26 protein-coding genes and 1 pseudogene are annotated in these 26,106 nt (G+C 37.6%); 25 read left to right on the forward strand and 2 right to left on the reverse strand.

The annotated features are described in order from the left end of the window. Positions 1 to 133: 133 nt before the first annotated feature. The 3 genes from N7603_RS03930 to N7603_RS03940 are packed head-to-tail and all read left to right on the forward strand — an operon-like array spanning position 134 to position 1,995. On the forward strand, positions 134 to 673 hold the full coding sequence (locus N7603_RS03930) for a histidine phosphatase family protein (protein WP_262096049.1): 540 nt from the start codon (positions 134 to 136) through the stop codon (positions 671 to 673). Further along, positions 654 to 1,679 (forward strand): A/G-specific adenine glycosylase, encoded by a 1,026-nt coding sequence (gene mutY / locus N7603_RS03935; RefSeq protein WP_262096050.1) that lies wholly within the window; start codon positions 654 to 656, stop codon positions 1,677 to 1,679. The genes N7603_RS03930 and mutY overlap by 20 nt, the downstream gene beginning before the upstream one ends. Then, on the forward strand, positions 1,666 to 1,995 hold the full coding sequence (locus tag N7603_RS03940) for a DUF6054 family protein (RefSeq protein ID WP_262096051.1): 330 nt from the start codon (positions 1,666 to 1,668) through the stop codon (positions 1,993 to 1,995). The genes mutY and N7603_RS03940 overlap by 14 nt, the downstream gene beginning before the upstream one ends. A gap of 35 nt (positions 1,996 to 2,030) precedes the next feature. Here the strand turns inward: N7603_RS03940 and N7603_RS03945 are convergent, their stop codons facing one another. Continuing rightward, entirely contained in the window at positions 2,031 to 2,516 is a 486-nt protein-coding gene (locus N7603_RS03945; protein WP_262096052.1) for a QueT transporter family protein, read from the reverse strand. A gap of 91 nt (positions 2,517 to 2,607) precedes the next feature. Here N7603_RS03945 and tgt point away from each other — a divergent pair. The 22 genes and pseudogenes from tgt to N7603_RS04050 all read left to right on the forward strand — a co-directional run bounded on the left by tgt (position 2,608) and on the right by N7603_RS04050 (position 24,947). Beyond that, positions 2,608 to 3,716 (forward strand): annotated as a pseudogene (tgt, locus tag N7603_RS03950) (tRNA guanosine(34) transglycosylase Tgt). Between the two features lie 95 nt (positions 3,717 to 3,811). Next, complete coding sequence (gene ftsZ, locus N7603_RS03955; protein WP_262096053.1) at positions 3,812 to 4,939, forward strand: cell division protein FtsZ; 1,128 nt, start codon at positions 3,812 to 3,814, stop codon at positions 4,937 to 4,939. Positions 4,940 to 4,984: 45 nt separating this feature from the next. Further along, positions 4,985 to 6,085, forward strand: coding sequence for a redox-regulated ATPase YchF (gene ychF, locus N7603_RS03960; protein WP_262096054.1), 1,101 nt, complete (start codon positions 4,985 to 4,987; stop codon positions 6,083 to 6,085). After that, positions 6,057 to 6,701 (forward strand): YggS family pyridoxal phosphate-dependent enzyme, encoded by a 645-nt coding sequence (locus tag N7603_RS03965; protein ID WP_262096055.1) that lies wholly within the window; start codon positions 6,057 to 6,059, stop codon positions 6,699 to 6,701. The genes ychF and N7603_RS03965 overlap by 29 nt, the downstream gene beginning before the upstream one ends. Before the next feature lie 8 nt (positions 6,702 to 6,709). Next, positions 6,710 to 7,057: a cell division protein SepF gene (gene sepF, locus N7603_RS03970; protein ID WP_262096056.1), complete on the forward strand. Its 348-nt coding sequence runs from the start codon at positions 6,710 to 6,712 to the stop codon at positions 7,055 to 7,057. 94 nt (positions 7,058 to 7,151) lie between these two features. Beyond that, positions 7,152 to 7,748, forward strand: coding sequence for a YlmH/Sll1252 family protein (locus N7603_RS03975; protein ID WP_262096057.1), 597 nt, complete (start codon positions 7,152 to 7,154; stop codon positions 7,746 to 7,748). A 218-nt stretch (positions 7,749 to 7,966) separates the two neighbouring features. After that, a complete protein-coding gene (ileS, locus tag N7603_RS03980; protein WP_262096058.1) occupies positions 7,967 to 10,660 on the forward strand; it encodes an isoleucine--tRNA ligase in 2,694 nt (897 codons plus the stop codon). Between the two features lies 1 nt (position 10,661). Continuing rightward, positions 10,662 to 11,432 carry a 5'/3'-nucleotidase SurE gene (gene surE, locus N7603_RS03985; RefSeq protein WP_262096059.1) on the forward strand — a complete coding sequence of 257 codons (771 nt, stop codon included), beginning with the start codon at positions 10,662 to 10,664 and terminating at the stop codon, positions 11,430 to 11,432. Positions 11,433 to 11,444: 12 nt separating this feature from the next. Then, entirely contained in the window at positions 11,445 to 12,311 is an 867-nt protein-coding gene (locus N7603_RS03990; RefSeq protein ID WP_262096060.1) for a hypothetical protein, read from the forward strand. A gap of 44 nt (positions 12,312 to 12,355) precedes the next feature. Continuing rightward, the gene (locus N7603_RS03995; RefSeq protein WP_262096061.1) at positions 12,356 to 12,598 is read left to right on the forward strand and encodes a YgjV family protein; all 243 of its coding nucleotides are present in this window, start codon (positions 12,356 to 12,358) and stop codon (positions 12,596 to 12,598) included. 2 nt (positions 12,599 to 12,600) lie between these two features. After that, positions 12,601 to 13,281 (forward strand): deoxyribose-phosphate aldolase, encoded by a 681-nt coding sequence (gene deoC, locus N7603_RS04000; RefSeq protein ID WP_262096062.1) that lies wholly within the window; start codon positions 12,601 to 12,603, stop codon positions 13,279 to 13,281. Continuing rightward, a complete protein-coding gene (deoD, locus tag N7603_RS04005) occupies positions 13,262 to 13,978 on the forward strand; it encodes a purine-nucleoside phosphorylase (RefSeq protein WP_373425362.1) in 717 nt (238 codons plus the stop codon). Before deoC ends, deoD begins: the two co-directional genes overlap by 20 nt. Then, complete coding sequence (yfmF, locus tag N7603_RS04010) at positions 13,975 to 15,186, forward strand: EF-P 5-aminopentanol modification-associated protein YfmF (protein ID WP_262096064.1); 1,212 nt, start codon at positions 13,975 to 13,977, stop codon at positions 15,184 to 15,186. Before deoD ends, yfmF begins: the two co-directional genes overlap by 4 nt. A 3-nt stretch (positions 15,187 to 15,189) precedes the next feature. Then, positions 15,190 to 16,482, forward strand: coding sequence for an EF-P 5-aminopentanol modification-associated protein YfmH (gene yfmH, locus N7603_RS04015; protein ID WP_262096065.1), 1,293 nt, complete (start codon positions 15,190 to 15,192; stop codon positions 16,480 to 16,482). A 159-nt stretch (positions 16,483 to 16,641) separates the two neighbouring features. Continuing rightward, positions 16,642 to 16,998, forward strand: a complete 357-nt coding sequence (locus N7603_RS04020) for a single-stranded DNA-binding protein (RefSeq protein WP_262096066.1) — start codon at positions 16,642 to 16,644, stop codon at positions 16,996 to 16,998. 119 nt (positions 16,999 to 17,117) lie between these two features. Continuing rightward, positions 17,118 to 18,494: a dipeptidase PepV gene (pepV, locus tag N7603_RS04025; protein WP_262096067.1), complete on the forward strand. Its 1,377-nt coding sequence runs from the start codon at positions 17,118 to 17,120 to the stop codon at positions 18,492 to 18,494. Further along, complete coding sequence (locus N7603_RS04030; protein WP_262096068.1) at positions 18,494 to 19,360, forward strand: thymidylate synthase; 867 nt, start codon at positions 18,494 to 18,496, stop codon at positions 19,358 to 19,360. Before pepV ends, N7603_RS04030 begins: the two co-directional genes overlap by 1 nt. After that, on the forward strand, positions 19,357 to 19,830 hold the full coding sequence (locus N7603_RS04035) for a dihydrofolate reductase (protein ID WP_262096069.1): 474 nt from the start codon (positions 19,357 to 19,359) through the stop codon (positions 19,828 to 19,830). Before N7603_RS04030 ends, N7603_RS04035 begins: the two co-directional genes overlap by 4 nt. Continuing rightward, positions 19,827 to 20,630, forward strand: coding sequence for a lysophospholipid acyltransferase family protein (locus N7603_RS04040; RefSeq protein ID WP_262096070.1), 804 nt, complete (start codon positions 19,827 to 19,829; stop codon positions 20,628 to 20,630). The genes N7603_RS04035 and N7603_RS04040 overlap by 4 nt, the downstream gene beginning before the upstream one ends. A gap of 369 nt (positions 20,631 to 20,999) precedes the next feature. Beyond that, positions 21,000 to 21,083 carry a winged helix-turn-helix domain-containing protein gene (locus tag N7603_RS09070; RefSeq protein WP_373425363.1) on the forward strand — a complete coding sequence of 28 codons (84 nt, stop codon included), beginning with the start codon at positions 21,000 to 21,002 and terminating at the stop codon, positions 21,081 to 21,083. Positions 21,084 to 21,223: 140 nt separating this feature from the next. Next, complete coding sequence (locus N7603_RS04045) at positions 21,224 to 22,957, forward strand: ABC transporter ATP-binding protein (protein WP_262096071.1); 1,734 nt, start codon at positions 21,224 to 21,226, stop codon at positions 22,955 to 22,957. Positions 22,958 to 22,961: 4 nt separating this feature from the next. Then, positions 22,962 to 24,947: an ABC transporter ATP-binding protein gene (locus N7603_RS04050; protein ID WP_262096072.1), complete on the forward strand. Its 1,986-nt coding sequence runs from the start codon at positions 22,962 to 22,964 to the stop codon at positions 24,945 to 24,947. A 67-nt stretch (positions 24,948 to 25,014) separates the two neighbouring features. Here the strand turns inward: N7603_RS04050 and N7603_RS04055 are convergent, their stop codons facing one another. Beyond that, positions 25,015 to 26,097: an NADH:ubiquinone reductase (Na(+)-transporting) subunit F gene (locus N7603_RS04055; RefSeq protein WP_262096073.1), complete on the reverse strand. Its 1,083-nt coding sequence runs from the start codon at positions 26,095 to 26,097 to the stop codon at positions 25,015 to 25,017. Between the last annotated feature and the right edge of the window lie 9 nt (positions 26,098 to 26,106).

The raw sequence follows: 26,106 nt of genomic DNA on the forward strand, positions 1-26,106 counted from the left end.
AAAACAGTCTAGCTGTATTAGTATGAAACAAATCCACAGTACATTATTAGTATATTAAATTAGAAAGAAAGAGGAAAGGTTTGAATTCATCTTAAGTGCTAACTTAATACAATTTAAATCTTACATGATTAATATGACAACTTTTATTTTTATTAGACATGGAGAACCTCGTTACGATGAGGTTATCGAACGTGGTTACAAAAACCAAGGTTATGACCTTGGAAAACTAACCGATCGAGGTGTTTTACAAGCTGAAACGGTTGCAAAAGAAGCGATATTAAAGGATGCTGACTATATCATTTCATCGCCTTATACACGCGCACTTCAAACCGCAGCAATCATTTCTAGAATCACACAGATTCCACTCACTGTTGAAAACGACTTACACGAGTGGATGCCTGATGTTACTTTTTCAGATCGTAACGACTTAGACGAAGCTTATCCTGAGTTCATGCAAAATAAAGGTATTCGTAACCCGAATACGAAGTTTCCTTGGGAATCCTATGAAACATTATCAAAACGTACACATAACGCCATAAAACCGTATTTAAAATATAAAAAAGTGATAGTGGTCTGTCATGGTATTGTAATGGGGACATTTACGAATATAGAAGATATGATTCCACATTGTGGTATTCGGGTAGTAAACATCGATGAGTCATTTTTCAAATAGTTTAATTGCGTGGTATGAAATCCACAAACGCGATTTACCTTGGCGCCATACTGAAAACCCTTATTATATTTGGGTCTCTGAAATCATGTTACAGCAGACTCAGGCTCAAACAGTCATTCCGTATTACAATCGTTTTATTGAAACCTTACCTACTTTAAAGGACCTAGCTTTCGCTGAAGAAGATCTCATATTGAAACTATGGGAAGGTTTAGGTTATTATTCTCGAGTTCGTAATATGAAGAAAACAGCTCAATATATCTTGGAAAACTACAACGGCATTTTTCCAAATCGTTATGAGGATTTAATCAAACTAACGGGTATTGGTGAATACACTGCCGGTGCGATTCTTTCGATTGCATATCATCAAAAATGGAGTGCAATTGACGGGAATGTATCCAGAGTTTTGGCTCGCTATTTCGGCTTTAAAAAAGATATAACGCTAAACACCTCTAAAAAAATGTTAACGGATTTGAATCATACATTATTAGAAGATGAACGACCACATTTGTACACGCAAGCCATGATTGAATTAGGTGCTACTTTATGTACCAAGCATAATCCAAAATGCGATCTATGTCCTGTATCAGCAATGTGTGTAGCCAAGAAAGAAAATCTTCAAAGTGTATTACCTGTCAAAGCAAAAGCGAAAGCAAAAACAGAAAAACACTTCATTACATTTATTCTTCAAGACGAAAACAATCAATATCTAGTTCAAAAAGTCGAGGACAATTTACTAAAAGGCCTCTATTTATTACCACAGGTGGAATCAGATGGGTTATCCTATGCCATCGAGTCTTTGATGGACCAAGGGATAGAAATCTATTATACTGAACCTTTAAAGTCTTATAAGCATGTGTTTACACATCTTGTTTGGTCTATGGATGTTTATTTCGGTAAGTGCAAGAACAGCGATTCATTGACAAAGATAGATCATTTTAATCATATTCCAATGGCGACGGCGCATAAACAAATAATTCATAAGGAGAAACATTATGGCAACGATTAGTTTAAGCGGAACTGGTGATATTCAAAACGTAGGTCAAGTCATTTATAATGCTGTAGTTCATGGTTCGATTACTGGTGAATGTCGACTCGATGTTAAGTCGGATTTCGAAGATGGCTCTGTCCGGATGATGGTTTTTGAAAAGTTCTATTATCGCACTAGTAATCGTGCAAGTTTATCCATCATGATTAGCCAAAAAGGTAATCAAATTAGAGTTAATGGCATCAGTACTGGGGCTGCACAGGGTATGTTGGTTAGATTTGCCTGGGGTGCTGAAGATAATTTTTCTGGTATCGTTGAAAAAATACTCAAAATATGAGTTTTAGATAACAAAAAAGCGCTCAAATGAGCGCTTTAATCTTCAAATAATGACTTGAATCCAGTGTGTTTATCGAGTAACTGATACAAGGGCATCCCCACGATATAAGTCACTGCAAACTCACCGATTGCGACATAACCCATGGTTAGAAATAAGGGTAAATCCCAAACGAGATATAAAATGAAACCAACAATGACACCGTTAAATAAGGTAGGTGCTAAAAGTGATAGGTACTTGTTCTTGATGCGAACCATCGAATAGACGCTCAAGAACGTAGCGAGTACTCCTAGGGTTAAATCAAATGGTAATTGTGCGCCTGGGCTGTACAAATTGGCAACAAAAGTTCCGACGGTAAGACCGACCACCGCTTTTTTGTCAAAGAATACCAGAATCAAGAGTAGTTCAGCAACGCGAAACTGAATTTCACCGAAGCTAATCGGGATGAATAGTAACACGAGGACGACATAAAGTGCCGCAACCAAAGATTGTCTAATCCAATCTTTTAAGGTAAAATGAAACATATGAAATTATCTCCTTGTTTTGTTTTCGCAGGTAACTAGTACTGCGGGCAGAAGCCATAAACAAATATAACACTTCTGTGGTATAATTTCAATGGAAAGAGGAATCAAAATGGCAATTAGATTTGAATTATTACACACATGTAAACAATCCGGTGCACGATATGGCTTATTGCATACACCTCATGGGACATTTGAAACCCCATTTTTTATGCCAGTAGGCACACTCGCGACCGTTAAAACCTTAACACCTGAGGAAATTAAAGAAGTCTCAGAAGGGTTAATCTTAGGGAATACCTATCACTTATGGCTACAACCTGGTGAAGACATCGTCAAGGCACACGGTGGCATCCGTGGGTTCATGAACTGGGATGGTGCGTTATTGACCGACAGTGGGGGATTCCAAGTATTCTCACTAACTGATATGCGTAAAATTAAAGAAGAAGGTGTTTATTTTAAACACCATAAAAGTGGTGAATCGCTCTTTTTATCTCCTGAAAAAGCGATTGAAATACAAGAAAAACTAGGAGCTGACATTATCATGAGTTTTGATGAATGTCCACCACACGACGCAAGTTATGAATATACAAAGGATTCTCTTGAAAGAACACTTAGATGGGCAGAAAGAGGCAAAAAAGCCCTTACCACTGATCAAGCTCTGTTCGGTATTGTTCAAGGTGGACTTTACGATGATTTAAGGCTCCATAGCGCTCAAAAACTCATTGAAATGGATTTTCCAGGCTACTCCATTGGGGGTCTATCAGTTGGTGAATCCAAATCAGAAATGTATCGCATACTTGATTTGTTAAATCCAGTTATGCCAAAGGATAAACCACGCTATTTAATGGGTGTAGGATCACCTGACGATCTCGTTGAAGGAGTTATTCGGGGTGTTGATATGTTTGACTGCGTATTACCGACTCGAAATTTACCACTGAAGGCAAAATTCAAATTCGCAATAAGCAATTTGAGATGGACATGACACCTTTAGATCCAAACCTTATAACCCCATTTTCAAAATATACAAAAAGCTATATCCGTCATTTATTTAAGGCTGAAGAAATCTTAGGCATGCGTATCATGACTTATCAAAATTTAGCATTTTTAAAGCATTTGATGAAAGAAATCCGTGAAGCCATTAAACAAGACCGTTTATTGGATTTCAAAAAAGAGTTTTTTACTCGATATGGGTATTTAAAGTGAGTTCTGCTAAAATCGCTTTATATATCTTTTAATTATAAGTCAATTAGTGTAAAATTAACTTAGGTTGTTTATAACAAAATTTTAGGAGGGATATTATGGTATTTGGCGAAAATGATAACTTCAACCAGAAGCCAGTCATCAAAGTAATTGGTGTTGGTGGCGGTGGTGGTAATGCCGTCAACCGCATGATTGAAAACGATGTAAAAGGTGTAGAATTCGTAGCTGTGAATACCGATGCCCAAGTATTAAGAGTATCCCGTGCTGAGAAACGTCTACAAATTGGAAAACATTTAACCCGTGGATTAGGTGCCGGTGCTAAACCAGAAGTTGGTAAACGTGCAGCGTTGGAATCTGAGGATGAAATAAGAGCCGTATTGAGCGATGCTGATATGGTGTTTATTACTGCCGGTATGGGTGGTGGAACTGGGACAGGTGCAGCTCCAATCATCGCGAGACTTGCGAAAGAAATGGGTTGTCTAACGATTGGTATTGTTACAAAACCATTTGCATTTGAAGGCCCAGCACGTACTCAAGCCGCAATATCCGGTCTTGAAGAATTGAAGCAATTTGTCGATACGTTGATCGTCATTCCAAATGAACGCTTATTATCCATTATTGAACCGAATACACAAATGCTAGATGCGTTCCGTGAAGCCGATAATGTCTTAAGACAAGGGGTTCAAGGGATTGCTGAAATCATTGCAGTTCCTGGTCTGATTAACGTTGACTTTGCTGACGTACGTACAGTTATGGAAAACAAAGGTACCGCATTAATGGGGATTGGGATCGCCTCTGGTGAGAATAGGGCCATTGAAGCAGCTCGTAAAGCCATTCACTCGAAACTTTTAGAAGTCTCAATTGATGGTGCAACCGATGCAATTGTCAATATCACTTCTGGTACAAACATCACGCTATTCGAAGTTTCACAGGCCTTAGATGAAATTCGTAATGCGACTGATTTTGAGTTAAACGTCATTTATGGTACTGCCTTAAATGAGGATTTAAAGGATGAAATGATTGTCACTGTAATCGCGACAGGATATGAGCTCAAAGCGAAGGAATCTACTATTGATGATTTTGCAACTCAAATCTTCAAAAAGACTACAAATGATCAAGTGAAGTTGACACCATCCGGATTTGAAAAACAAAGTCAGATGGTCGAACCTCAAGCAGAAGTCAAGAAATCAAATAAATTGCCATCATGGCTACAAAGTAAAAAATAACAGAAAAGGGGCCCTGGCGCCTTTTTTGATGAAGGAGTATTATTTATGTTAAGAGCAGGTATTGTTGGGTTACCCAACGTGGGTAAATCCACATTATTCAATGCAATCACGAAAAGTGCAGCCCTCGCTGCAAACTATCCATTTGCGACCATAGACCCAAATATTGGGGTTGTTACTTTAAAGGATAAACGATTAGATGTCCTTGCAGGTATGTATAAATCAGGACGCATTGTCCCAACTACAGTCGAATTCATCGATATTGCTGGTTTGGTTAAAGGGGCTTCTAAAGGTGAAGGTCTTGGAAACCAATTTTTAAGTCACATTCGTGATGTCGATACGATTTGTCAAGTTGTGCGTTTGTTTAAAGACGATAATATCATCCACGTTGAAGGTTCTGTAGATCCTTTACGTGACATTGATATTATTCAGCTTGAACTCAATATTGCAGACTATGATACGGTTATGAAACGTATCCCTAAAATTGAGAAAAAAGCGAAAACAGCTGGTAATCCAGAAGAGAAAGAAGAATTTGAAGTATTAAGTAAGATTAAGCAAAGCTTAGAAGATAACATTCCGATTCGTTTAATGGATTTGTCCGATAGCGAACTTGCAATTATTAAAAGCTATAACTTCCTTTCTGCTAAAGCGATGATATACATCGCGAACGTCTCAGAAACCGAAATTCGTACTATTGAAACTAATCCAGTCTATCAACGTTTGGTTGAAAAAGGTAACCACGAATCGGCGGATGTCGTTTACATCTCCGCACAAATCGAATCCGAACTCGCTCAACTAGACGATGAAGAAAAAGAAATGTTTATGGCTGAACTTGGCCTTCATGAAGCTGGACTCGATCAGTTAATCCGTACCACTTACCATCGCTTAGGTTTAGAAACCTACTTCACGGCTGGTCCGATGGAAGCTAGAGCTTGGACATTTAGAAAAGGCATGACCGCACCACAATGTGCCGGTATTATTCACAGCGATTTTGAACGTGGTTTCATTCGAGCTGAAACTGTGGCTTTCGATGACTTAGTCAAGTATGGTTCATACTCAGGTGCTAAAGAAGCCGGACGCGTTCGTCAAGAAGGCAAAGACTACCTCGTCAAAGATGGGGATGTCATGTTATTCAAATTTAATGTCTAAATTGACTTTTAATACACAATCCATCTTAAAATCCGTTATGAACTATCCGGATGTTACGGTGGTTTGTGCTTCTAAATACGTCAATGCGCTCGAGATGAGAGAAATATTTCAAGCTGGTGTACACCATTTTGGTGAAAATCATGCTCAAGTTTTATTAGAAAAAAAGGCTTTATTGAGAGATTTGCCAATCACTTGGCACTTCATCGGACACCTTCAAACCAACAAGGTAAAAAAACTCGTGCCTGAAATTGATTTTTTACATAGTTTAGATTCACTTAAACTTGCTAAAGAAATCCAAAAGTATCGAGATACCCCGCTTTCTTGTTTTATCGAACTCAATGTAGTCAATGATCCAAATAAGACTGGATTATCCATACCGGATTTGCCAGAATTTCTTTTAGAAATCCAAAAATATGATAAAATAAAGATAGTCGGTTTCATGGCGATGGGTGTAGATCAGGATTTAACAAAGACTCAATCAGTCTTTGAGACACTCAAAGCTTTGAAAGAACAAACCAATTTACCGTACGTTTCGATGGGCATGACAGACGATTATCCAATCGCCCTTGCTGTCGGTACCAATTTCGTACGAATTGGCCGCAAATTCATTTTGTGAGGTAATTTATGGCCCTATTTAGTAAAACCAAGAAATCTGAAAGTGTCCTACCAAACTATCAAGGCGAATCGCTTTCTACAGCGTTCGACCGTGTTATTTTTGAATCTTTGTCCACAGATGAAGATGCGTATATCACCTCATTAGCCACCGAACTCATGGATGGTCACCCACTCGTACTCAATTTTGAGGAGTTACAACCAGACCCAGCGAATAAAATTATGGCCTTTCTTTCTGGCGTGGTGTTTGCACTAGAAGGCGACATCATTCAAATTAACAAGAAGGTGTTCTTATTTGCACGTCAACAAGAGTTTAAAGATGGGACATTAAAACAATTTATCGATGAATATAAAGACTGATTTTTACAGGCGTTTAAAAAGTCAACGTGACGCCTATTATCAAGACCTTTTGTATCGGTTTTTAAACCCGCCTGAGCGTGATTTGGTCAAATCGATGTTTAAAGGTTTTCATATTTATGAATCCGATTCTAACCACGAATATGCAAGGGTTTATGTTACAGAAGAACCAAAAGAGGTCGATTTTAAGATCATCACTTTAAAATCAACTTATGTAGACCCTCTAATATCACATCGTGATGTCTTAGGTGCACTCATGCATCTAGGATTAGAACGAGATACCTTTGGTGATATTCACATTACTGAAAAGGATATATACATTCAAGTAGTTGCTGAACTTAAACAGATTTTTACAGACTTACATCAAATCAAACAAGACTTCATTTACTTTGAAGAGGTTAGTGGTATTCCAACTGACAGTAAACAGAAAAATGAAGCCATAACCTTGTTTTTAGATAGTCTAAGGATTGATAATCTTGTGAGTAAAGCATTTAACATCCATCGTGAGGACGTTAAAACGATGATTGATCAAGAAAAAGTCAAAATTAACTACTTTCCAGTACAAAAATATACTGTTTTAGTAAAACCTTATGATATAATATCGGTTAGAGGATTTGGTCGTATCATCCTTACAGATGACATGGGCACGTCCAAAAGTCAAAAAATTAGAATCAAATGTGAATTGTTGCGATAACAATGGACAGCATATGGAACTAGAGATGTAAGAAGCGACTTAGGGATTGGTGAAAGCCTAAGCAAATCACTCCATAGGATCACCATAGAGCAACTGTAGACACTGCGTTAAAGTGTAAGAGGGCTAACTGTTTTTAAGTTAGAACTAAGGTGGTACCGCGACACTGTCGTCCTTAGATTTCATCTAGGGACTTTTTTATTTTTATAGGAGGATTGACCGTGGAACTTAAAGATACACTATTACTACCCCAAACCAGTTTTGAAATGCGTGGGAACTTAGGGGTTAGAGAAGTAGAATTCCAATCTAAATGGGAATCTATGGATTTATACAACCGCGTATTAAAACAAAATGAAGGCAATACCCCATTCGTATTACACGATGGGCCACCTTATGCCAATGGTGCAATCCATATTGGGCATGCCTTAAACAAAATCTTAAAAGACTTTGTCCTTCGTTATAAAACCATGAAGGGTTTTTATGCACCTTATATTCCAGGTTGGGATACACACGGTTTGCCAATTGAACAAGCACTCACCAAAAAAGGTGTTAATCGTAAAGAAATGACGGTATCTGATTTTAGAAGACTCTGTCATGATTACGCATTAGAACAAGTCAAAATGCAGAAAGTTCAATTCAAACGTTTAGGCATCTTAGGCGAATGGGACAATCCATATATCACTTTAAACCCATCCTTTGAAGCGGATCAACTTCGTGTTTTTGGAGCGATGGCAGCTAAAGGTCTCATTTATAAAGGATTAAAACCAGTCTACTGGTCACCAAGTTCAGAATCTGCACTAGCAGAAGCAGAAATTGAATACGAAGAAGTCACCAGTCCATCGATTTATGTGGCTTTTGAAGTCGTAGAAGGCCCACGTAAAGGCCAAAAATTGATTATTTGGACAACAACTCCTTGGACTTTACCTGCAAACCTAGCGATTTCTGCGAACCCAACTTTAACTTATGTTGTTGTACAAAACCAGGGGACTCAATATATTGTTGCGAAATCATTACTCGAAAAAGTAAGTTCCGTACTTAAGTTCGAAAACCCTATTGTAGTAGATACTTTCCCAGGTACTGACCTTGAGTTTGTTAAGTATACCCACCCATTAAATGGCCGTATTTGCCCAGTTATCTTAGGTGAACACGTCACCGATACCGATGGTACTGGATTAGTTCATACCGCACCAGGTCATGGTGAAGACGACTATAACGTTGGTAAAAAATACAATCTAGATATCTTAGTACCTGTGGATGACCGTGGGATGTTTACTAAAGAAGCCCTTGAATTTGAAGGGATCTATTATGAAAAAGCCAATCCACTCATCATTGAAAAACTCCAAAATATGGGGAACTTGCTCCATGTTTCTTACTTTAAACACAGCTATCCACATGACTGGCGTACAAAGAAGCCAATCATTTTTAGAGCAACCCCACAATGGTTTGCTTCGATTGATTTATTAAAACAACCCCTCTTAGAAGAAATCAAACATACCAATTGGATCCAAAAATGGGGCGAACTTCGTATTCATAATATGATTAAAGACCGCAATGACTGGTGTATCTCTCGTCAACGTGCTTGGGGTGTACCAATTCCAGTATTCTATGCTGAAAATGGTGAAGCGATTCTTGACCAAGCGGTCATCAATCATGTCGCAACCATCGTTGAAGAAAAAGGTACCAATGCTTGGTTAGATTTAGATGTCAAGGACTTATTGCCAAAAGGCTTTACGCATCCAGGTTCACCAAATGGTATCTTTAAAAAAGAAACTGACATCATGGATGTTTGGTTTGACTCTGGGTCTTCCCATAAACTATTAGCACGTAGAGGCTTATCTTACCCGGCAGACCTTTATCTAGAAGGTTCTGACCAATACCGTGGTTGGTTCAACTCCTCACTCATCACAGGTGTAGCACTTTATGGTAAAGCACCATATAAAGCAGTTGTATCGCACGGTTTCGTACTAGATAAAGATGGCCGTGCTATGAGTAAGTCGTTAGGTAATACTACCGACCCACTAAAAATAACATCTGAAATGGGTGCAGATATCCTAAGATTATGGGTATCCTCTGTTGAATATGCTTCCGACGTCCGTATCGGCGATCAATTGATGAAACAAGTCAGTGAATCCTACCGTAAGATTCGTAACACATTCAAATTCTTATTATCCAATCTTTTCGACTTCAATCCATCTACGGATTTAGTGCCATACAATCAATTAGGTTCACTCGATAAGGTCATGTTACATAAACTTGAAGATTTAAAACAAGGTGTCTATGAATCCTTTGATCAATTCCGTTTTGATGTGGTTTACAGACAAGTCAATAACTATATGATCAATGACTTATCTGCATTCTACTTAGACTACACCAAAGACATTTTATATGTTGAATCCCAAAAAGGGTTGCTAAGAAGAAGTGTCCAAACTGTTTTATATGAACAATTGATGACACTACTTAAAGTATTAAATCCAATTTTACCTCATACAACTTCAGAAGCTTATTGGGCTTTACCGTTTGAACACCTAGATGATGTATATCTAGAAAAAATGCCTGAAGTTAACACTTATTCAGATCGTCATTTAGATGCAGCCTTTGAAGATTTCATGAGGCTCCGTGATGAACTCCTAAAACAATTAGAAGACATGCGTAAGAACAAAGTCATCGGTAAATCATTAGAAGCTGGTGTTAAAGTAACCTTACCTAAAGACATGCGTAATCACATTGAATCCTTAAATGTGTCACTCACTCAAGTATTGATGGTTTCATCCATTGAACTACACCTCGGCGAAAGCCTCAATGTCGAAACCTTTGTTGCAGAAGGTCATAAGTGTGAACGCTGCTGGAATATCGTCGCTAAGGTCGATGAACAACACGTTTGTCCACGCTGTGCAGCTGTATTGAAAGGCGAATAATATGAATATCTTAATTGTGAATGACGACGGTATCTTAGAACCAGGTATCGAAGTCTTAGCGAAGCAACTCGCACCTCTTGGTAATATTTATGTTGTGGCTCCTGAAACGCATCAAAGCGGTCAGGGCCACGGCATTACCATTAATGAACCTTTAAAAGTCAAAGACTATGGGAATCTTTATGGCGCTACTAAGGCTTTATCCGTCTTGGGTAAGCCAGCAGATTGTACACGAATTGCAGTGGGTTTATTAGGTGTTGATTTTGACCTATGTGTCAGTGGTGTGAATAGTGGTTTAAACGTCGGATCTGATGTGCTTTATTCTGGTACAGTTGCCGCTGCAACAGAAGCCTTAATTTTGGGAATTCCAGCCATTGCTGTATCTGGTCCCAAAAAGAGTTTACACATGGCTGAAAAATCAATATATAAACTGGTTAAATACTTATTAGAAAACAACGTACTCGGAAAAGAGTATATTCTAAACATCAATTATCCAAGTTCAAAATTTGAAATGTTCTTGGGGGTTAAGTGGACCACTCAAGGTAAGCACCATCACGCTGCGAGGTTTAACCAAGTTGGTGAAAATTTATATGAAACCGTATATGAATTGATTGACACCAATGAGGATGATAACAGCGACGTAACCGCATTTAGAACAGGATATCTATCCATAACCCCATTATTTGAAAATCGAACACACAATGATTTACTTCAAATCTTAGAAAACCAAAAGCAATTGAATGTAACCGCTATTTATGATAATATAATTGAGTAAGGATGTGTTTATATGAACGTATTTGTGCTTCATTTTTTTAAAGAAAAAAGTAGAGCTTTTGACTATGAACGCATTTTATCCTTTTTCGATGATGTCCAAGAAGCACAGTTGGGAGAAGTTTCAGAATCCTCTAGCGAAGTTCGCATGGAGTATCGTCACCCCATCTTAAAGACCAAAGCGGATTTTGTGATTTCTAGGAAATCTACTGTCACTGACATTTATAAGTTAGATCCACAATTCTTAGACGTCAATTTCAGGCTAGAAATGCCTCTAATGACGCCTTTTTATGGTGCGAAGAAAGTCTTTAATATCGTTGAACGTCTTTGTAAGGAGTTCAATTTTGCAATTTACCACGATATGTTTGAAGATGTGTTACCATTTAAAATGGAAGTCGTCGAAAAAGTATTCGATATCGTTCGTAAAGCTTATAAAGAGAAGTATGGTTATCAATTAAAGGATTACCACACATTCAATGATCAAAAACTCAATGATTGTTTAAAATACGTCGATGAACAATATGACTTACATCGTTATTATAAAGAGTTAGATATTTATGTGCCCAACTACTTCGTTGTTTTAGATGAAGATCAAAAAGTACATTTTTCCATTGAATGGCGTGAAAATACAGTTACGTTATTTCCACCCCACATCGATTATGTCTATTTACGAATCGGTTTTGATCAAAAAATCATTCCTTTTCATGAGTTGATGGCTAAAATCGATAAGATGACAACCGGTGTACCTGGTTTTCTTCAAAACACCAAAGTCATCGAACCAAAACACTTAAAAAAAGTGATGAAAATCATCAAGAAAACCAAGTTTACACCTGTGAATGGTACACTCGTTCACATTGAACTCGAACATGTTATCGATATCTAAGGGTCAATGATGGCCCTTTTAAATCCAAAAAAAGGAGGAATTACATGTTTTCAAACCTAGATCCTGCAATTGTGGAGCTATTTGGCATTTTAGCAGGGACCTTGGTCCTAATCTCATTTTTAATGAAGAGTGAAAGACAAATTCGTTTCATCAATATCATCGGCTGCGTGATTTTTGTAGTTTATGACATCATGATCAGCTCAGTGTCAGTCGTTGTATTAAACGTTGGCTTGACACTCGTTCATATTGTAAAATTAAGTCGTAAGAAAGAAAAGGAGCAAGAATAATCATGTCATTAAGTAAAATGATTGACCACACCAAGTTAGGACCTAGTGTGGTAGAGGCAGACATCATTAAACTCTGCGAAGAAGCTAAACAGTATGACTTCATGAGTGTATGTGTCAACCCAAATTATGTTAAACTAGCAAAATCATTGCTACAAGGTTCGTCCGTACTCGTTTGTACAGTCGTTGGATTCCCTTCCGGTGCGCATGCCACTGAGGCTAAAGCGTTTGAAACTCGTCAAGCGGTTATAGATGGTGCAGATGAAATCGATATGGTCATTTCTGTTGGTAACCTTAAAGACAAACGTTATGACGCAGTCTTGCAAGACATCAAAGCTGTTGTCGCAGCAGCGAGTGGTAAACTGGTTAAAGTCATCATCGAAACCTGTTTATTAACCGATGAAGAAAAAATCAAAGCGTGCGAACTTGCGGTTTTAGCAAAAGCAGACTTTGTCAAAACATCCACAGGTTTCTCAACCGGTGGTGCGACTGCAGCCGATATCGCATTGATGCGTAAAGTTGTCGGTCCTAATTATGGTGTAAAAGCTTCTGGCGGTATTCGTAGCTATGAAGATGCAAAACTCATGATTGAAGCAGGGGCTAGCCGTATTGGTGCATCCTCAGGTATTAAAATCGTAACCCATCAACAAGGAGATAAGAAAGATGATTCCAACACCTCATATTAGTCTTACAGATAAAAATTTAATAGCTAAAACAGTATTAATGCCGGGTGACCCACTACGTGCGAAAATGATTGCAGAAACCTTCTTAACCGATGTTGTTCAAATCAACGCAGTACGTAATATGTTTGGCTATACCGGTAAATATAAAGGCAAACCAGTCACTGTATTTGGTTCAGGTATGGGAATGCCTTCCATTGGTATTTACTCCTATGAACTTTTCGCTTTCTATGGCGTCGAAAACATCATTCGCGTAGGGTCTTGTGGAGCTTATACGAAGGATTTAAACCTATACGATGTCATTTTAGTCAATGAAGCATACAGTGAATCTTCCTATGCTAAAACTATGGGATTAACTGGATCTAAAGTACTAAAAGCGAATAAGACACTTAATAATCGTGCCGTGAAAGCTGCAGAAAAGTTAAATATTCCGCTTACAGTCGGACGAATTCACTCTTCTGACGTGTTCTATAACTTAAAAGGTTCTGTCCATGAAGCCCGTTTCAATGAACAAGGTTGTATCGCAGTAGAAATGGAATCTTTCGCTTTATTCGCAAATGCTAAAGCATTGAATAAGAAAGCAACCTGCCTCTTAACTGTGTCTGACTCCCTAGTCACTCATGAAGCAACCACTGCTGAAGAAAGACAAAAATCTTTCACAAAAATGATGGAAATTGCGCTAGAAGTAGCGATTAAATCATGATTTTAGTCGACACTACAAAAAAATTCAAAACGGTACTCATCACATTAAAGTTTAAAAGGCCGGCGAGAGTAGATGAATTCGCCTTTAGAACCTTACTGCCAAGTGTACTACGCACTAAAACTAACTTATACAAAAATCGCCAACAATTCAATGAAAAACTTGAAAATCTTTATGGTGCAAGTTTAAGTTCGAATACCAATAAAATTGGTACTTTAAGTATCATTCATATTCAACTCAAATTGATCAATCCTTCCCTAGCACTCGATGAAACATTGTTTGCTGAAGGGTTAAACTTCTTGAAGGAATATGTCTATGGACATGATACTTTCAATGAAAAAGACTTTGAACTTGAAAAACAAATGCTGATTGAAGAAGTGGTTGCGAAAGAAAACGATAAAACCCGTTATGCTTTAACCCGTCTATTTGAAGAAATGTGTCCAAATGAACTCTACGGTGCTCGTGTATCCGGAACCAAAGAACAATTAGAAGCACTGACATTCAAACAATTTAAGAAATTATATAAAGACTTCGTGAATAACGATGAACTTCAAATTATCCTTTCTGGAGATATTAAGCGTCAAGACATCTCTTTAACTGAAACGATATTCCCAAACGCTTCCTTCAGCCCAATCGATTTCTTAGACTATGAAACCAAGACTATTGAATCGGTTAAAGAAATCGTTGAACACGATCAAATCAACCAAACGAAATTGAATATTGGTTATCGTTTACCAATTCGTCAAGGAGATACCAATCATGTCGCTGCCGTATTATTTAATGCAGCACTAGGTGGATATGTACACTCTCGTTTATTTTTAAATGTACGCGAAAAACACTCATTATGTTATTATGTATCATCTGTCTATGACGCCTACAAAGGGATTTTATTCATCTATTCCGGTGTCGATGCGAAACGCTTAGATTTAGCTAAGAAAGTGATCGATGAAGAAGTCAGACGTATGTGCACAGAACGCATTAGTGAAAAAGAACTTGCCTTATCCAAACAAGCGATGATCAATGACCTAAAGGAATCAGAAGACTCTCAAGGTGCGAGACAAAACTTGATGTATATTCAAGCGTTATTAGGTAAAACACCTTCTTTAGAAGAACGTATCGCTAAAATTGAAGCTGTGACCCCAAATGATTTATTAGAAGTAGGTAAATTACTCGTAAAAGATACGGTTTATCTATTGGATGTGGAGCGTTAAACTATGGAAAAACTATACTATCCTCAACTCAATGAAACCGTCTATCAAAAGACTCTAGCCAATGGTTTAAAGATTTATATGATTCCAAAAACTGATTTTCATAAAGTCTTCGCTACATTTACTACAAACTATGGTTCATTTGATCAAAGTTTTATTTTCCCAAAAACAGGTAAAAAGATGAATCAACCAGAAGGTATTGCGCACTTCTTAGAACATAAGATGTTTTCAATGCCAGACAAGACTGATGCATTTGAAACCTTGTCAAAATTTGGTGTCAATGCGAACGCCTATACGAATTTTGATCGTACTAGTTATTTATTCTCAGGCACTAAAAACATTGAAGGTGCGCTGAATTATTTACTAGATTTCGTGCAAACCCCGTACTTCACAGTGAAATCGGTTCGTAAAGAACAAGGTATCATTGCTGAAGAACTTAGAATGTATGCCGATTACCCTAATCAACGTTTGTTTTATGGATTATTACAAAATCTATATGAAAAACACCCAATCCATGTTGAAATTGGGGGGACAGTAGAATCCATCTACCGGATTACCGCCAAAAAGCTTTATGATGCGTATGAAACATTCTACCACCCTTCCAACATGGAAGTCGTCTTAGTCGGTAATTTTGATCCCGAAGCGATGGCTAAATTGATTGAAGATAACCAAGCTAAAAAAGCATATACCTATCAAGAACCAATCAAACGCTTTATGCCAAAAGAACCTAAAGGGATTGTAAGATCTCATGCAGAAGTGGAAATGCCTGTAGTCATGCCTAAACTAGGACTTGGGGTTAAATTAACACCTTCATCGGGAAAAGAAGCCCTAAAGAAAGACATTGCACTTGCAATATTGCTAGATATGTATTTTGCGAACTCCACAAGGAACTATCAAACCTTATTACAATCGCGTTTAATTAATGAATCTTTCGAATATACCAGTATTGAAGAAGACGGCGCGTTCAGCCTAGCATTCTTTGGTGATACCGTCGATCCAACTGCACTTAAGGAAAAACTAACCAAAATGATTTTAGCGTTAAAACGTAAAAATCACGATGTTGCTTTATTTGAACGTCAAAAGAAGAGTACATTGGGCTCGTTCTTTATGAGTTTAAATAGCCTTGAATCGATTTCAATGGGATTCACCAATTATTTAGCGAATGGTATTTCTATGTTTGAAGTACCTGAAATCATTGAATCCATTACATTAGATGATATTCAAGTGATCGCGCAAGATATTCAACCTAAACGTATTTCTTCATTTGTTGTCTTACCAGCGAAAGCTCAAAAAGCCTAGTTTTTATCAAAAATTAATATAAAAACCATTCAAGGGGAATTTCACATCGAAATTCCTTTTTTTGTATCAAAATACGTCAATTTAAACTTTACATCCTGAATTTCTGCAATTAGGTGATTTCAATATACTACTTTATAATAGGCATCAAGGAGGTACACAATGTTAAATCAAGTAACACTGATTGGTAGACTCACTCACGATCCTGTTGTGAAGACCATGGAGGATGGCAAAAAAGTATCCGATATTCAGATTGCAGTTCAGCGTGCATTCAAGAATATGGATGGTCTTTACGAAACAGATTTCATCAGTTGTAGTCTATGGCAAGGTTCGGCTGAAATTATTGAAAACTATTGTAAGAAAGGGTCTATGGTAGCAATCCGCGGCAGGCTTCAAACCAGAAAACTCGAACTTGCAAATAACAAAATCATTTCAGTCATTGAACTCGTCGGCGAAAGGGTTATACACCTTTCTAGTACATTTAAAACAAGTCCATCATGTCCGGAAGAAGACGCCTAAGCAGGCGCTTTTTCATTTTTATATATCATATAAACGTTTTTGAATTTTGATACATACAGCACTAAAATGGATTGTGAATGAACCTAAATGTTGGTATAATGAAACAAGGAGTTGATATTATGAACATTAATTTTGTAGAAGAAGTCACAAAACGCAAAGAAGCGATTATGAAAGACCTAGTCGGCCTCATTCAAATCAATTCAGAATTAACCACTTTCGATCCGAACCGTAAACATGCACCATTTGGCGAAGGTATCGATGAAGCATTAACTTATATGTTGAATATTGGCAAAAGAGATGGTTTTAGCACGTTAAATGCAGATCATTATGCTGGTCACATTGAATATGGTCAACAAGACGAATACGTCGGTATGGTGGGTCACTTAGATGTCGTACCTGCAGGTTCTGGATGGTCTTATCCACCATACGGTGCAGTCGTTGCAGACGGTAAAATGTATGGCCGTGGAACAGAAGATGACAAAGGTCCAACCCTCGCTGCTTATTATGCTATGAAAATATTGAAGGACCTCCAAGTTCCACTCTCTAAGCGTATCAAATTGGTTCTTGGTACCGATGAAGAAACCGCTTGGCGCTGTGTAAATTACTATTTTAAACATTATCCAGAACAACCAGTAGCCGGATTCATTCCAGACTCAGAGTTCCCTCTAACCTATGGTGAAAAAGGCATTTTAAAAGTCGTCGTTAAAGGTAAGAATGAGCCATCTAAATTGGTTCGTTTTGACTCGGGTTTACGCGATAATATGGTGCCTGATCACGCCCTCGCAATTGTTTCAGACAAAGACTTGAAAGAAAAATTTGAAGCATTCCTTTCTAAACATAAATATTCAGGTAAGGTATCCGAAGAAGGTGCTAATTTAGTCCTTGAAATCGATGGTAAGAGTGCACACGGTTCTACACCAGACGAAGGTGTGAACGCAGCCTATCTCATGGTTCATTTCTTTAATGAAGTAGGTATCACAAATGCATTTATTGACGCCATCAATACCTACCTATTAGACGATACTAAAGGCGTCAAAATTGGTGTCGACTATTTAGATAAAGAAATGGGACCTGTGACAGTTAATGCTGGTGTATTTAAACTCGAAAATAACCAATTCGAAATCATTTTAAACCCACGTTATCCAAATGGTGTTGACCCAGAAAGTTTTATCAAACGTTTTGAAACAGCATTCTCTTCACTTGGATTAAAAGTTGAACTCGGCAAACACCAACGCCTGCTTTATGTGGACCCAAAATCAGCTATGATTCAAACCCTTATGGAAGCCTATAAGAAGTATTCCAAAGACTATGAGGCTAAACCACTGACTACCGGTGGTGGTACTTTCGCAAGAGCGATGAAAAACTCGGTAGCATTTGGACCACATTTCCCTAATAAACCAAGCTATATTCATCAAAAAGACGAATACATCATTTTAGATGATTTCTTCATGAGCATTGCTATCTATGCAGATGCATTGTATCAATTGGCAAAATAATGAAACAGTATCTCGATCTATGTCGTCATGTAATGACACATGGCACCGAAAAAACGGATAGAACCAACACCGGAACCAAAAGTGTGTTTGGCTATCAAATGCGATTTGATTTATCTGAGGGATTTCCTCTGTTAACGACCAAAAAAGTATTCTTAAAAGCCATCATTCATGAATTACTTTGGTTCATCAGTGGGGACACTAATATTAAATATTTAGTTGACAACGATGTCCGAATTTGGAATGAATGGCCTTATGAAAAATTTAAAAAATCGGATGACTATCGACAAGAAACGATGGAAGAATTCGTTCAAAAAATCAAAAATGATGCTGAGTTCGCAAAGAAACATGGCGAACTTGGGCCAGTCTATGGTGCTCAGTGGCGTAATTTTAACGGGGTTGATCAGTTGATGGATGTCATCAAGCAAATTAAACACAATCCCGATTCAAGACGCATAATTCTATCCGCTTGGAATCCGAAAGACTTACCTGAAATGGCGTTACCACCTTGTCATACATTCATGCAGTTTTATGTGGTGAATGGTGAGTTATCCCTTCAACTTTATCAACGAAGTGGTGACATTTTCTTAGGTATTCCATTTAATATCGCATCCTACAGCCTATTTTTAATGATGGTAGCTCAAGTTACGGGTTTAAAACCAAAAACATTCGTTCATACCATTGGGGATGCACATATTTATAGTAATCATTTTGATCAAGTGAATCTACAACTCAGTCGAACCCCTAGAACACTGCCTAAGATGAAAATAAATCCCGACGTTAAAGAGATTACAGGGTTCAAATTTGATGATTTTGAATTGGTGGATTATAATCCATACCCTACAATCAAAGGTGTCGTAGCGGTATGATTAAACTCATTTGGGCAATGGATCAAGATTGGCTAATCGGTAAAGACAATGTATTGCCTTGGCATTACAAGAAAGATTTGGCCTATTTTAAAGAAAAAACCAAAGGTCAACCCGTTTTAATGGGAGATATGACTTATGATTCATTAAAATCATACTATAAAGACAAACCATTACCGTTTGGACAACTGTATGTTGCTTCTATTACGGATAGGGTGTTTCACGACGCAATTAAGGTAACGGACATCGATCAGTTCTTAAGCACCTATAAAGACGATTTATTCGTCATTGGTGGTAAGACTATCTACCGTTTAAGTTTACCTTATGCCGACCAACTTTACATCACTTTCATCGACAAATCTCATGAAGGGAACGTTTATTTTCCGAAGTTTGATTTAAACGCATACCACCTGATTCAAGAAGAAAAAGTCGATGTATTAAGATTTTGTGTATACGAAAAGGTGAAATCATGATTTCAGCACTATTTATTATCATTTGGTTTGGATCAGCAGGGTTCTTTTTTGGCCTCACGTCCTCTGAACTATGGCTCATTCCAGTTTGGCTCATCGTAGGCTACGCACTCGCATGGATTTCTATGGTACTTACCCTCATTGTCATGATGCCTTATATGAAGTACACCAAAGTTGATAATCGATTCAAGCATTATTACATTCGTAGTATCGCCAAATTCATCTCGATATTTGCTTTAAGACTAAGATTAAAGGTAGAAGGGAAACATTTGTTGCCAGCAGACGGTAGTTTCGTGATGTATGCAAACCACAAATCCTACGCAGATCCGTTTATTCTTTATCAACTGATTGATAGACCTGCGGGCATGGCAGCTAAAAAAGGCATCTATAAGTTACCAGTCGTAAGACGTTATATGCCTTGGTTTGGTTGTATCCAAATTGATCGTGAAAACAACCGTGAAGCTGCAAAATCCATACTTAAAGGTATTGATCAAATTAAACAAGGTATGATTATGGCCATATTCCCTGAGGGTGGCATTAAAGATCGCAACGATGAACAAATGGTCGCGATGCGTGCAGGTGCATACAAACTCGCAACTAAAGCAGAAGCTCCGATTGTTCCCATAACTCTAATCGGAACCACTGAGGTTAAACATAGAGCACCTTGGAGACCTACTAAGATAAAAGTCATCATTCATGAACCGATTTATAAAGAAACCTATCAAGACTTATCCTCCACAGAACTCGCAGATCACGTGATGCAACTGGTAAATCAAACCATAAAAGTGCACAATGGTAAATAAACAGAAATCTACAAGGATTTCTGTTTTTTCTGTGTATCGGGCATCGCATATAACTAAGTGGTGAAAGTCCACTGTGGAGGTACTCACTGACCACCACTAACGAAGCACAAGGTATCCATCGTGAGGTGTGAACTGGAGGAAGTGCGTAGTAAAATCTTGGCTTGGTGAACGAGAACTTGGTGTAAGGTATTTTTAAAGGATAAGAGAACAGAACATCTTGAAGTCCAAAAAGTGAGCGTAATTTAGGGATGTGAACCAAGCACGAAAAAGAGGAAAGTTATATGAATTACCCCGGGAGGTCTCCTATACTTAGGTTTAAGATAAAATGAAGATAGTCGTATCCTCATATCCTAAGGTCGAAAAAGGTTTATTCGAAACAAGATCGAAAAGGACTCAACCAACCCGGATATCATCCAAACTGTATGGGGAATTGGATATCAATTTAAAGAATAAAATAGTTAGAATATCAGTCAATCACGACTGATTTTTTTCATATATAGATTGAAACGTTTTCAAGATTATGGGCTATGAAATTAAACTCGATGGCTGTATAATCATATATAGACAGGACACACTCTTAAGGACATTATACTATGAAAAAAATCATCTCTCACATCGGTTGGTTCATCAAAGTTGAATGGAAGCAATACACCATCATGTTTATCCTATTAATCGGGATATCCATTATTTCTTTAGCACCTGCAAAAGTGCTTGGTGAAGCCATTGACATTATCGTTTCTTCGCAATTAACTCGACAAAACTTTATTTGGCTTTTTGGTCTTCTATTACTCATTCCAGTCTTGCGTTATTTAATGTCATTCCTTTATAACTTTATGGTAACCAAGGAAGCACAAAAACTGGCTTATCAACTGAGAAGTAATTATTTAAAACACCTTTTTAAAATGGACTCCAAATTTTATGAAATGTATGAAAAAGGGGACCTCATTTCCCGTGTGACGAGCGATCTAGATTCGATTACACAGGCAGCTACGTCATTGTTAGAAGGTATCATCTTCAACGTGGGGCTGATTATATTCGCAATCGCGGTCATGGGTATGACGATCAGTTGGAAATTAACCATTATATCCATCACAATCATGCCGATCGGGATTACGATTTTAAACATCATCCGTAATAAAAAACGTAAATACATAAAGATTCACCGTGAAATCTACGCAGATATGACTGAAAAGGTCTTAGAAAACGTCGAAGGCCAAAAGACAATACGTGCTTATGTTCAAGAGGAAAATGATCTTAAACGTCAATATGACGCCATCAATAAGGACATCGAATCCTGGCGCTACATTGTTAAATATGAAAACTGGTTTACACCCATGTTTGAAGTCATTTATGGTATTGCATATATTCTTGCATTCTCATTTGGGACATTTTATATTATGCAACAAGAAATGACCTTAGGTGGATTGATCACATTTGTGGCTTATATCGGCCAATTGTATGGACCAATCACCTCGATTTCAGGGATTTTTACACAAATCAACAATGCGCATATTTCAATTGACCGTTTCGAACAAGTCATGAATGAAAAACCTGAAGTCCATGATGAAATCGACTCTAAAGCTATTATCGATTTTAATGTGATTGAATTTAAAGATGTTACATTTAAATATCCATTTGATAAACAACCGGTCATTAAGAATATCGACATTACCATTAAAAAAGGCCAAACCATTGGTATTGTTGGTCCAACAGGTGCGGGTAAGTCTACCTTAATCAGGCAGCTATTACGAGAATTTAACGTTTCAGAGGGAACGATTCTTGTAGATAATCAACCAATTCAATCCTATAAAATAGAAGATATTCGAAACCTAGTGGGGTATGTACCACAATCCCACATACTGTTTAGGCGTAGTTTCGATGAAAATATCTTAATTGGTAAACCAAATGCCTCTTCACAAATGTTAGATAAGGCTGTCAAACTTGCCGACTTTGAAAAAGATTTGATGTTTTTACACGATGGTTTACATACCATGGTAGGTGAATCCGGTGTCAGTTTGTCTGGGGGGCAAAAACAACGTCTTTCAATTGCGAGAGCTTTAATCAAAGAACCCGCTATTCTCATTTTAGACGATTCGTTATCGGCAGTAGATGCGAAAACTGAAGACAACATCATTAACCACTTAAAAGAATTCCGTAAAGGTAAAACCAATATTATCATCGCACATCGATTCTCTGCGATTCACGATGCAGATATCATTTTGGTTTTAGAATCTGGTCGAATTACCCAACGTGGTACACACCAAGAGCTCATTAGACAAGAGGGTTGGTATAAAACCCAGTTTATTGAGCAGATGACGATGAGGTAATCCCATGAAAACCATGAAAAAAGTCTGGCGCTATATCGCCAAATATAAAAAATACTTAGTCATTAGTTTCACAGCGATGGTTATTGTTCAAGTTTTAGGTTTGTTCGCACCACTCATTGTCAAGTCGATTCTCGATGATTACTTAGTCGGAATTGAAAGACCGTGGTATGAAAGTAGTTCATCTGAAGGTGTTTCTTATCAAGGGTCTAATTATGTTCAAGATAATACAGAAGGCGATGTCTTATCCATCATCATTTACCGCGGTAAGTATTACGCGGTCATGGATATCGTTGAGCTTGGAAATAAAACCATTACTGGTAATACCTTAACCGTTCATAATAATCAAGGTCAAACTTTTACCTATGCGGTAACTCAGCTGTCGAAAAATGAAGTACTCGCATTCTATCAACCTTTCGTGAATCCGATTATTGTATTACTCGTTTTATTGATTTTAAGATTCTTTTTACAAATTTTATTCACGTATATCCAGCGTATTTCAACCATGATGATCAACGTGAACATTGTTAGAGATGCGCGTATGGACGCCATTAAATCCTTGCAGAAGATGCCAATGCAGTATTTTGAAAAGGAACCTGCAGGGAAAATTGCTAACCGTATCATCAATGACGTTGGTGGGATGATGAACCTATTCTCAACAATCATGAATTTATTAGTGAATGCGACAATGGCAATTGTATTCGCGTATATTGGGATGTTCTACTTGGATGCGAAACTCGCACTATTCACATTTATAATCTTCCCATTTGTTTATATTTGGCTGCGTTATTTTATCAAGAAATTAAATAAGATTGCGGTGAAGGTCAACGAACAAAATTCGATGATTACAGCAAACCTTAATGAAATCATCAATGGTATTTCAGTACTTCAAATTTTCAACTTTGAAGAACAAACTTCAGATAAGTTTAATCAATTATCAGAAGATTTCTTAAAAGAAAAATTAAAGGAAACTAAGCTTCATCTATCCATCGGTTGGAACATGATTCGCTTAATTGGTCAATTGGTTACAGCATTTGTCATTCTCTATTTCGGCGTATCTTATCTAAATATTGCAGGATTTGTAGTATCTGCTGGGATTATCTATGCCTACAATGATTATTTATCACGACTCATTGAACCTGTGGGGACACTCTTTAGAGAAATTGGTAACTTACAGCATGCAATTGTCAGAACTGAACGTTTATTCGTTATTGTCGATGGTGAGCAAGAAGATAGTGATTTCCATGTAATCGATCGTTATGAAGGCAAAATCGTATTCGATAATGTTTGGTTTTCCTATGAAAAGAATAACCCGGTCTTAAAAGGCATCGATTTAACTGTACTACCTGGTCAAATGGTTGGATTAGTCGGTCATACTGGTTCTGGAAAAACGTCATTAATGAGCTTATTACTGCGTTTTTACGACATTAAACCCGATGATATGGGTAATATTTATATCGATGATCAAGACATTCGAACCTATAGTAAACGAACCTATCGTCAACACATCGGGATCATTCTACAGGACCCTGTCCTTTTCAAAGGTACGATTGCGGATAATATTCGATTTGGTGTTGATATTTCTGATGCTGAAATTGAACGTATTTTACGCGAAATTGGTGGCGATAAACTCTTAGATAAACTTGAGGATGGAATCCACGCTAAAGTCACACGACAAGGTAGTAACTTTTCAGTTGGTGAAAAACAAATCATTTCTTTTGCAAGAGCTGTTGTCCACAATCCTTCTATCTTAATCATGGATGAAGCAACCGCCAATATCGATACGGAAACAGAAGGTATGATTCAACATGCATTAAATAAAGTCAAAGAAGGTAGAACAACGATTGTCATTGCACACCGCTTGTCTACAATCAAGAATGCAGATAAGATTGTCGTATTGGAAAAAGGGATTAAAGTCGAAGAAGGCACACACAGTGCTTTACTCAAGAAAAATGGCGTTTATGCCAATATTTATCGTTCCCAAATCAAATAAATTGAAAGCCGTCTTTTTGATGGCTTTTCTCATGAAAAAACGCCAATGTGAAATTGGCGTTAGTCGATTACGAAAATTTGTCGTAGAAGACATTATGTTGTTTAATGTCGTGTTTATTAAGGACTTTGATGCAGGCATTAATCATCCCTGGTGACCCACAAAGGTACGCTTCGGATTCGGATAAATCACCAACATTTCGGTCTACAACATCGGTAATGAGGCCAGTTTGTCCGGTCCAATTGTCTTCTGGAAGTGGTTCAGATAAAGCAGGAATGTATTCGAAATTAGGAAATTCTTTTTGAAGTTGTTCAAACTCTTCAGTCATATAGAGATCTCGTTTGGACTTAGCTCCAAAGAAGTATTTTACTTTTCGATTCATACCACGGTCTTTTAAGTAATAAAGGATACTACGAATCGGAGCTTTACCAGACCCACCCGCTATACAAATCATGTCTCTTTCGGAAGATTCTTGAAGGTAGAAATCTCCAAATGGTCCTGTTAATGTAATTTTGTCACCGACTCTAAGAGCTTTATGCACAAATGTGGTCGCTTGTCCATTGGGTACTTGTCTAATAATGAGTTCAATTTCGTCTGGGAATGCTGGGTTTGAAGCAATCGAATAAGCTCGAATGATATCAATACCAGGTACAACAATTTGTGCAAATTGACCAGGCTTAAATTCCATTCTTGTTGGTGAGATGAGTTTAAATTTCACCAGTTTAATATCGTAAGTCTGATCGATGATCGAAATAACTTTTGTTTTGTACGATTTCGCATTCAACAATTGTTTAGGTATTTCAATCTTCATATCGTCTTTGACTTTGACTTGGCAGGAAAGACGGACGCCATTTTCTTTTTCAGAGGCAGAAAGGAATGGTAACTCAGTTGGTTTGATTTCTCCACCGCCATCGATCAATCTAAATTTGCACGTACCGCAGGTCGCTTTACCACCACATGCAGAAGGTAAATAGATTTTTTGGTCTGATAGTGTATTGAGCAAGGTATCTTCATTCTTAACAGGAATGATGATTTCATCGTTGATCATTAAGATTTTTTCTTTTCCACCACCAAGTAGTTTATCCACGACGATGAGTAGTAAGGTAATGAGCACTAAGACGCCCATTAATATGATGGGAACAAATATATTCATTTTGGCCTC

Origin of the sequence: Paracholeplasma vituli (assembly GCF_025446935.1) — a bacterium.
Classification (GTDB): Bacteria; Bacillota_I; Bacilli_A; order Acholeplasmatales; family UBA5453; genus Paracholeplasma; species Paracholeplasma vituli.

Bases quoted from the DNA above. Each gene is read 5' to 3' on its own strand.
- N7603_RS03930 (WP_262096049.1), top strand. From the start codon at position 134: ATGACAACTTTTATTTTTATTAGACATGGAGAACCTCGTTACGATGAG.
- mutY (WP_262096050.1), top strand. From the start codon at position 654: ATGAGTCATTTTTCAAATAGTTTAATTGCGTGGTATGAAATCCACAAA.
- N7603_RS03940 (WP_262096051.1), top strand. From the start codon at position 1,666: ATGGCAACGATTAGTTTAAGCGGAACTGGTGATATTCAAAACGTAGGT.
- N7603_RS03945 (WP_262096052.1), bottom strand. From the start codon at position 2,516: ATGTTTCATTTTACCTTAAAAGATTGGATTAGACAATCTTTGGTTGCG.
- ftsZ (WP_262096053.1), top strand. From the start codon at position 3,812: ATGGTATTTGGCGAAAATGATAACTTCAACCAGAAGCCAGTCATCAAA.
- ychF (WP_262096054.1), top strand. From the start codon at position 4,985: ATGTTAAGAGCAGGTATTGTTGGGTTACCCAACGTGGGTAAATCCACA.
- N7603_RS03965 (WP_262096055.1), top strand. From the start codon at position 6,057: ATGTCATGTTATTCAAATTTAATGTCTAAATTGACTTTTAATACACAA.
- sepF (WP_262096056.1), top strand. From the start codon at position 6,710: ATGGCCCTATTTAGTAAAACCAAGAAATCTGAAAGTGTCCTACCAAAC.
- N7603_RS03975 (WP_262096057.1), top strand. From the start codon at position 7,152: ATGTTTAAAGGTTTTCATATTTATGAATCCGATTCTAACCACGAATAT.
- surE (WP_262096059.1), top strand. From the start codon at position 10,662: ATGAATATCTTAATTGTGAATGACGACGGTATCTTAGAACCAGGTATC.
- N7603_RS03990 (WP_262096060.1), top strand. From the start codon at position 11,445: ATGAACGTATTTGTGCTTCATTTTTTTAAAGAAAAAAGTAGAGCTTTT.
- N7603_RS03995 (WP_262096061.1), top strand. From the start codon at position 12,356: ATGTTTTCAAACCTAGATCCTGCAATTGTGGAGCTATTTGGCATTTTA.
- deoC (WP_262096062.1), top strand. From the start codon at position 12,601: ATGTCATTAAGTAAAATGATTGACCACACCAAGTTAGGACCTAGTGTG.
- yfmF (WP_262096064.1), top strand. From the start codon at position 13,975: ATGATTTTAGTCGACACTACAAAAAAATTCAAAACGGTACTCATCACA.
- yfmH (WP_262096065.1), top strand. From the start codon at position 15,190: ATGGAAAAACTATACTATCCTCAACTCAATGAAACCGTCTATCAAAAG.
- N7603_RS04020 (WP_262096066.1), top strand. From the start codon at position 16,642: ATGTTAAATCAAGTAACACTGATTGGTAGACTCACTCACGATCCTGTT.
- pepV (WP_262096067.1), top strand. From the start codon at position 17,118: ATGAACATTAATTTTGTAGAAGAAGTCACAAAACGCAAAGAAGCGATT.
- N7603_RS04030 (WP_262096068.1), top strand. From the start codon at position 18,494: ATGAAACAGTATCTCGATCTATGTCGTCATGTAATGACACATGGCACC.
- N7603_RS04035 (WP_262096069.1), top strand. From the start codon at position 19,357: ATGATTAAACTCATTTGGGCAATGGATCAAGATTGGCTAATCGGTAAA.
- N7603_RS04040 (WP_262096070.1), top strand. From the start codon at position 19,827: ATGATTTCAGCACTATTTATTATCATTTGGTTTGGATCAGCAGGGTTC.
- N7603_RS04045 (WP_262096071.1), top strand. From the start codon at position 21,224: ATGAAAAAAATCATCTCTCACATCGGTTGGTTCATCAAAGTTGAATGG.
- N7603_RS04050 (WP_262096072.1), top strand. From the start codon at position 22,962: ATGAAAACCATGAAAAAAGTCTGGCGCTATATCGCCAAATATAAAAAA.
- N7603_RS04055 (WP_262096073.1), bottom strand. From the start codon at position 26,097: ATGAATATATTTGTTCCCATCATATTAATGGGCGTCTTAGTGCTCATT.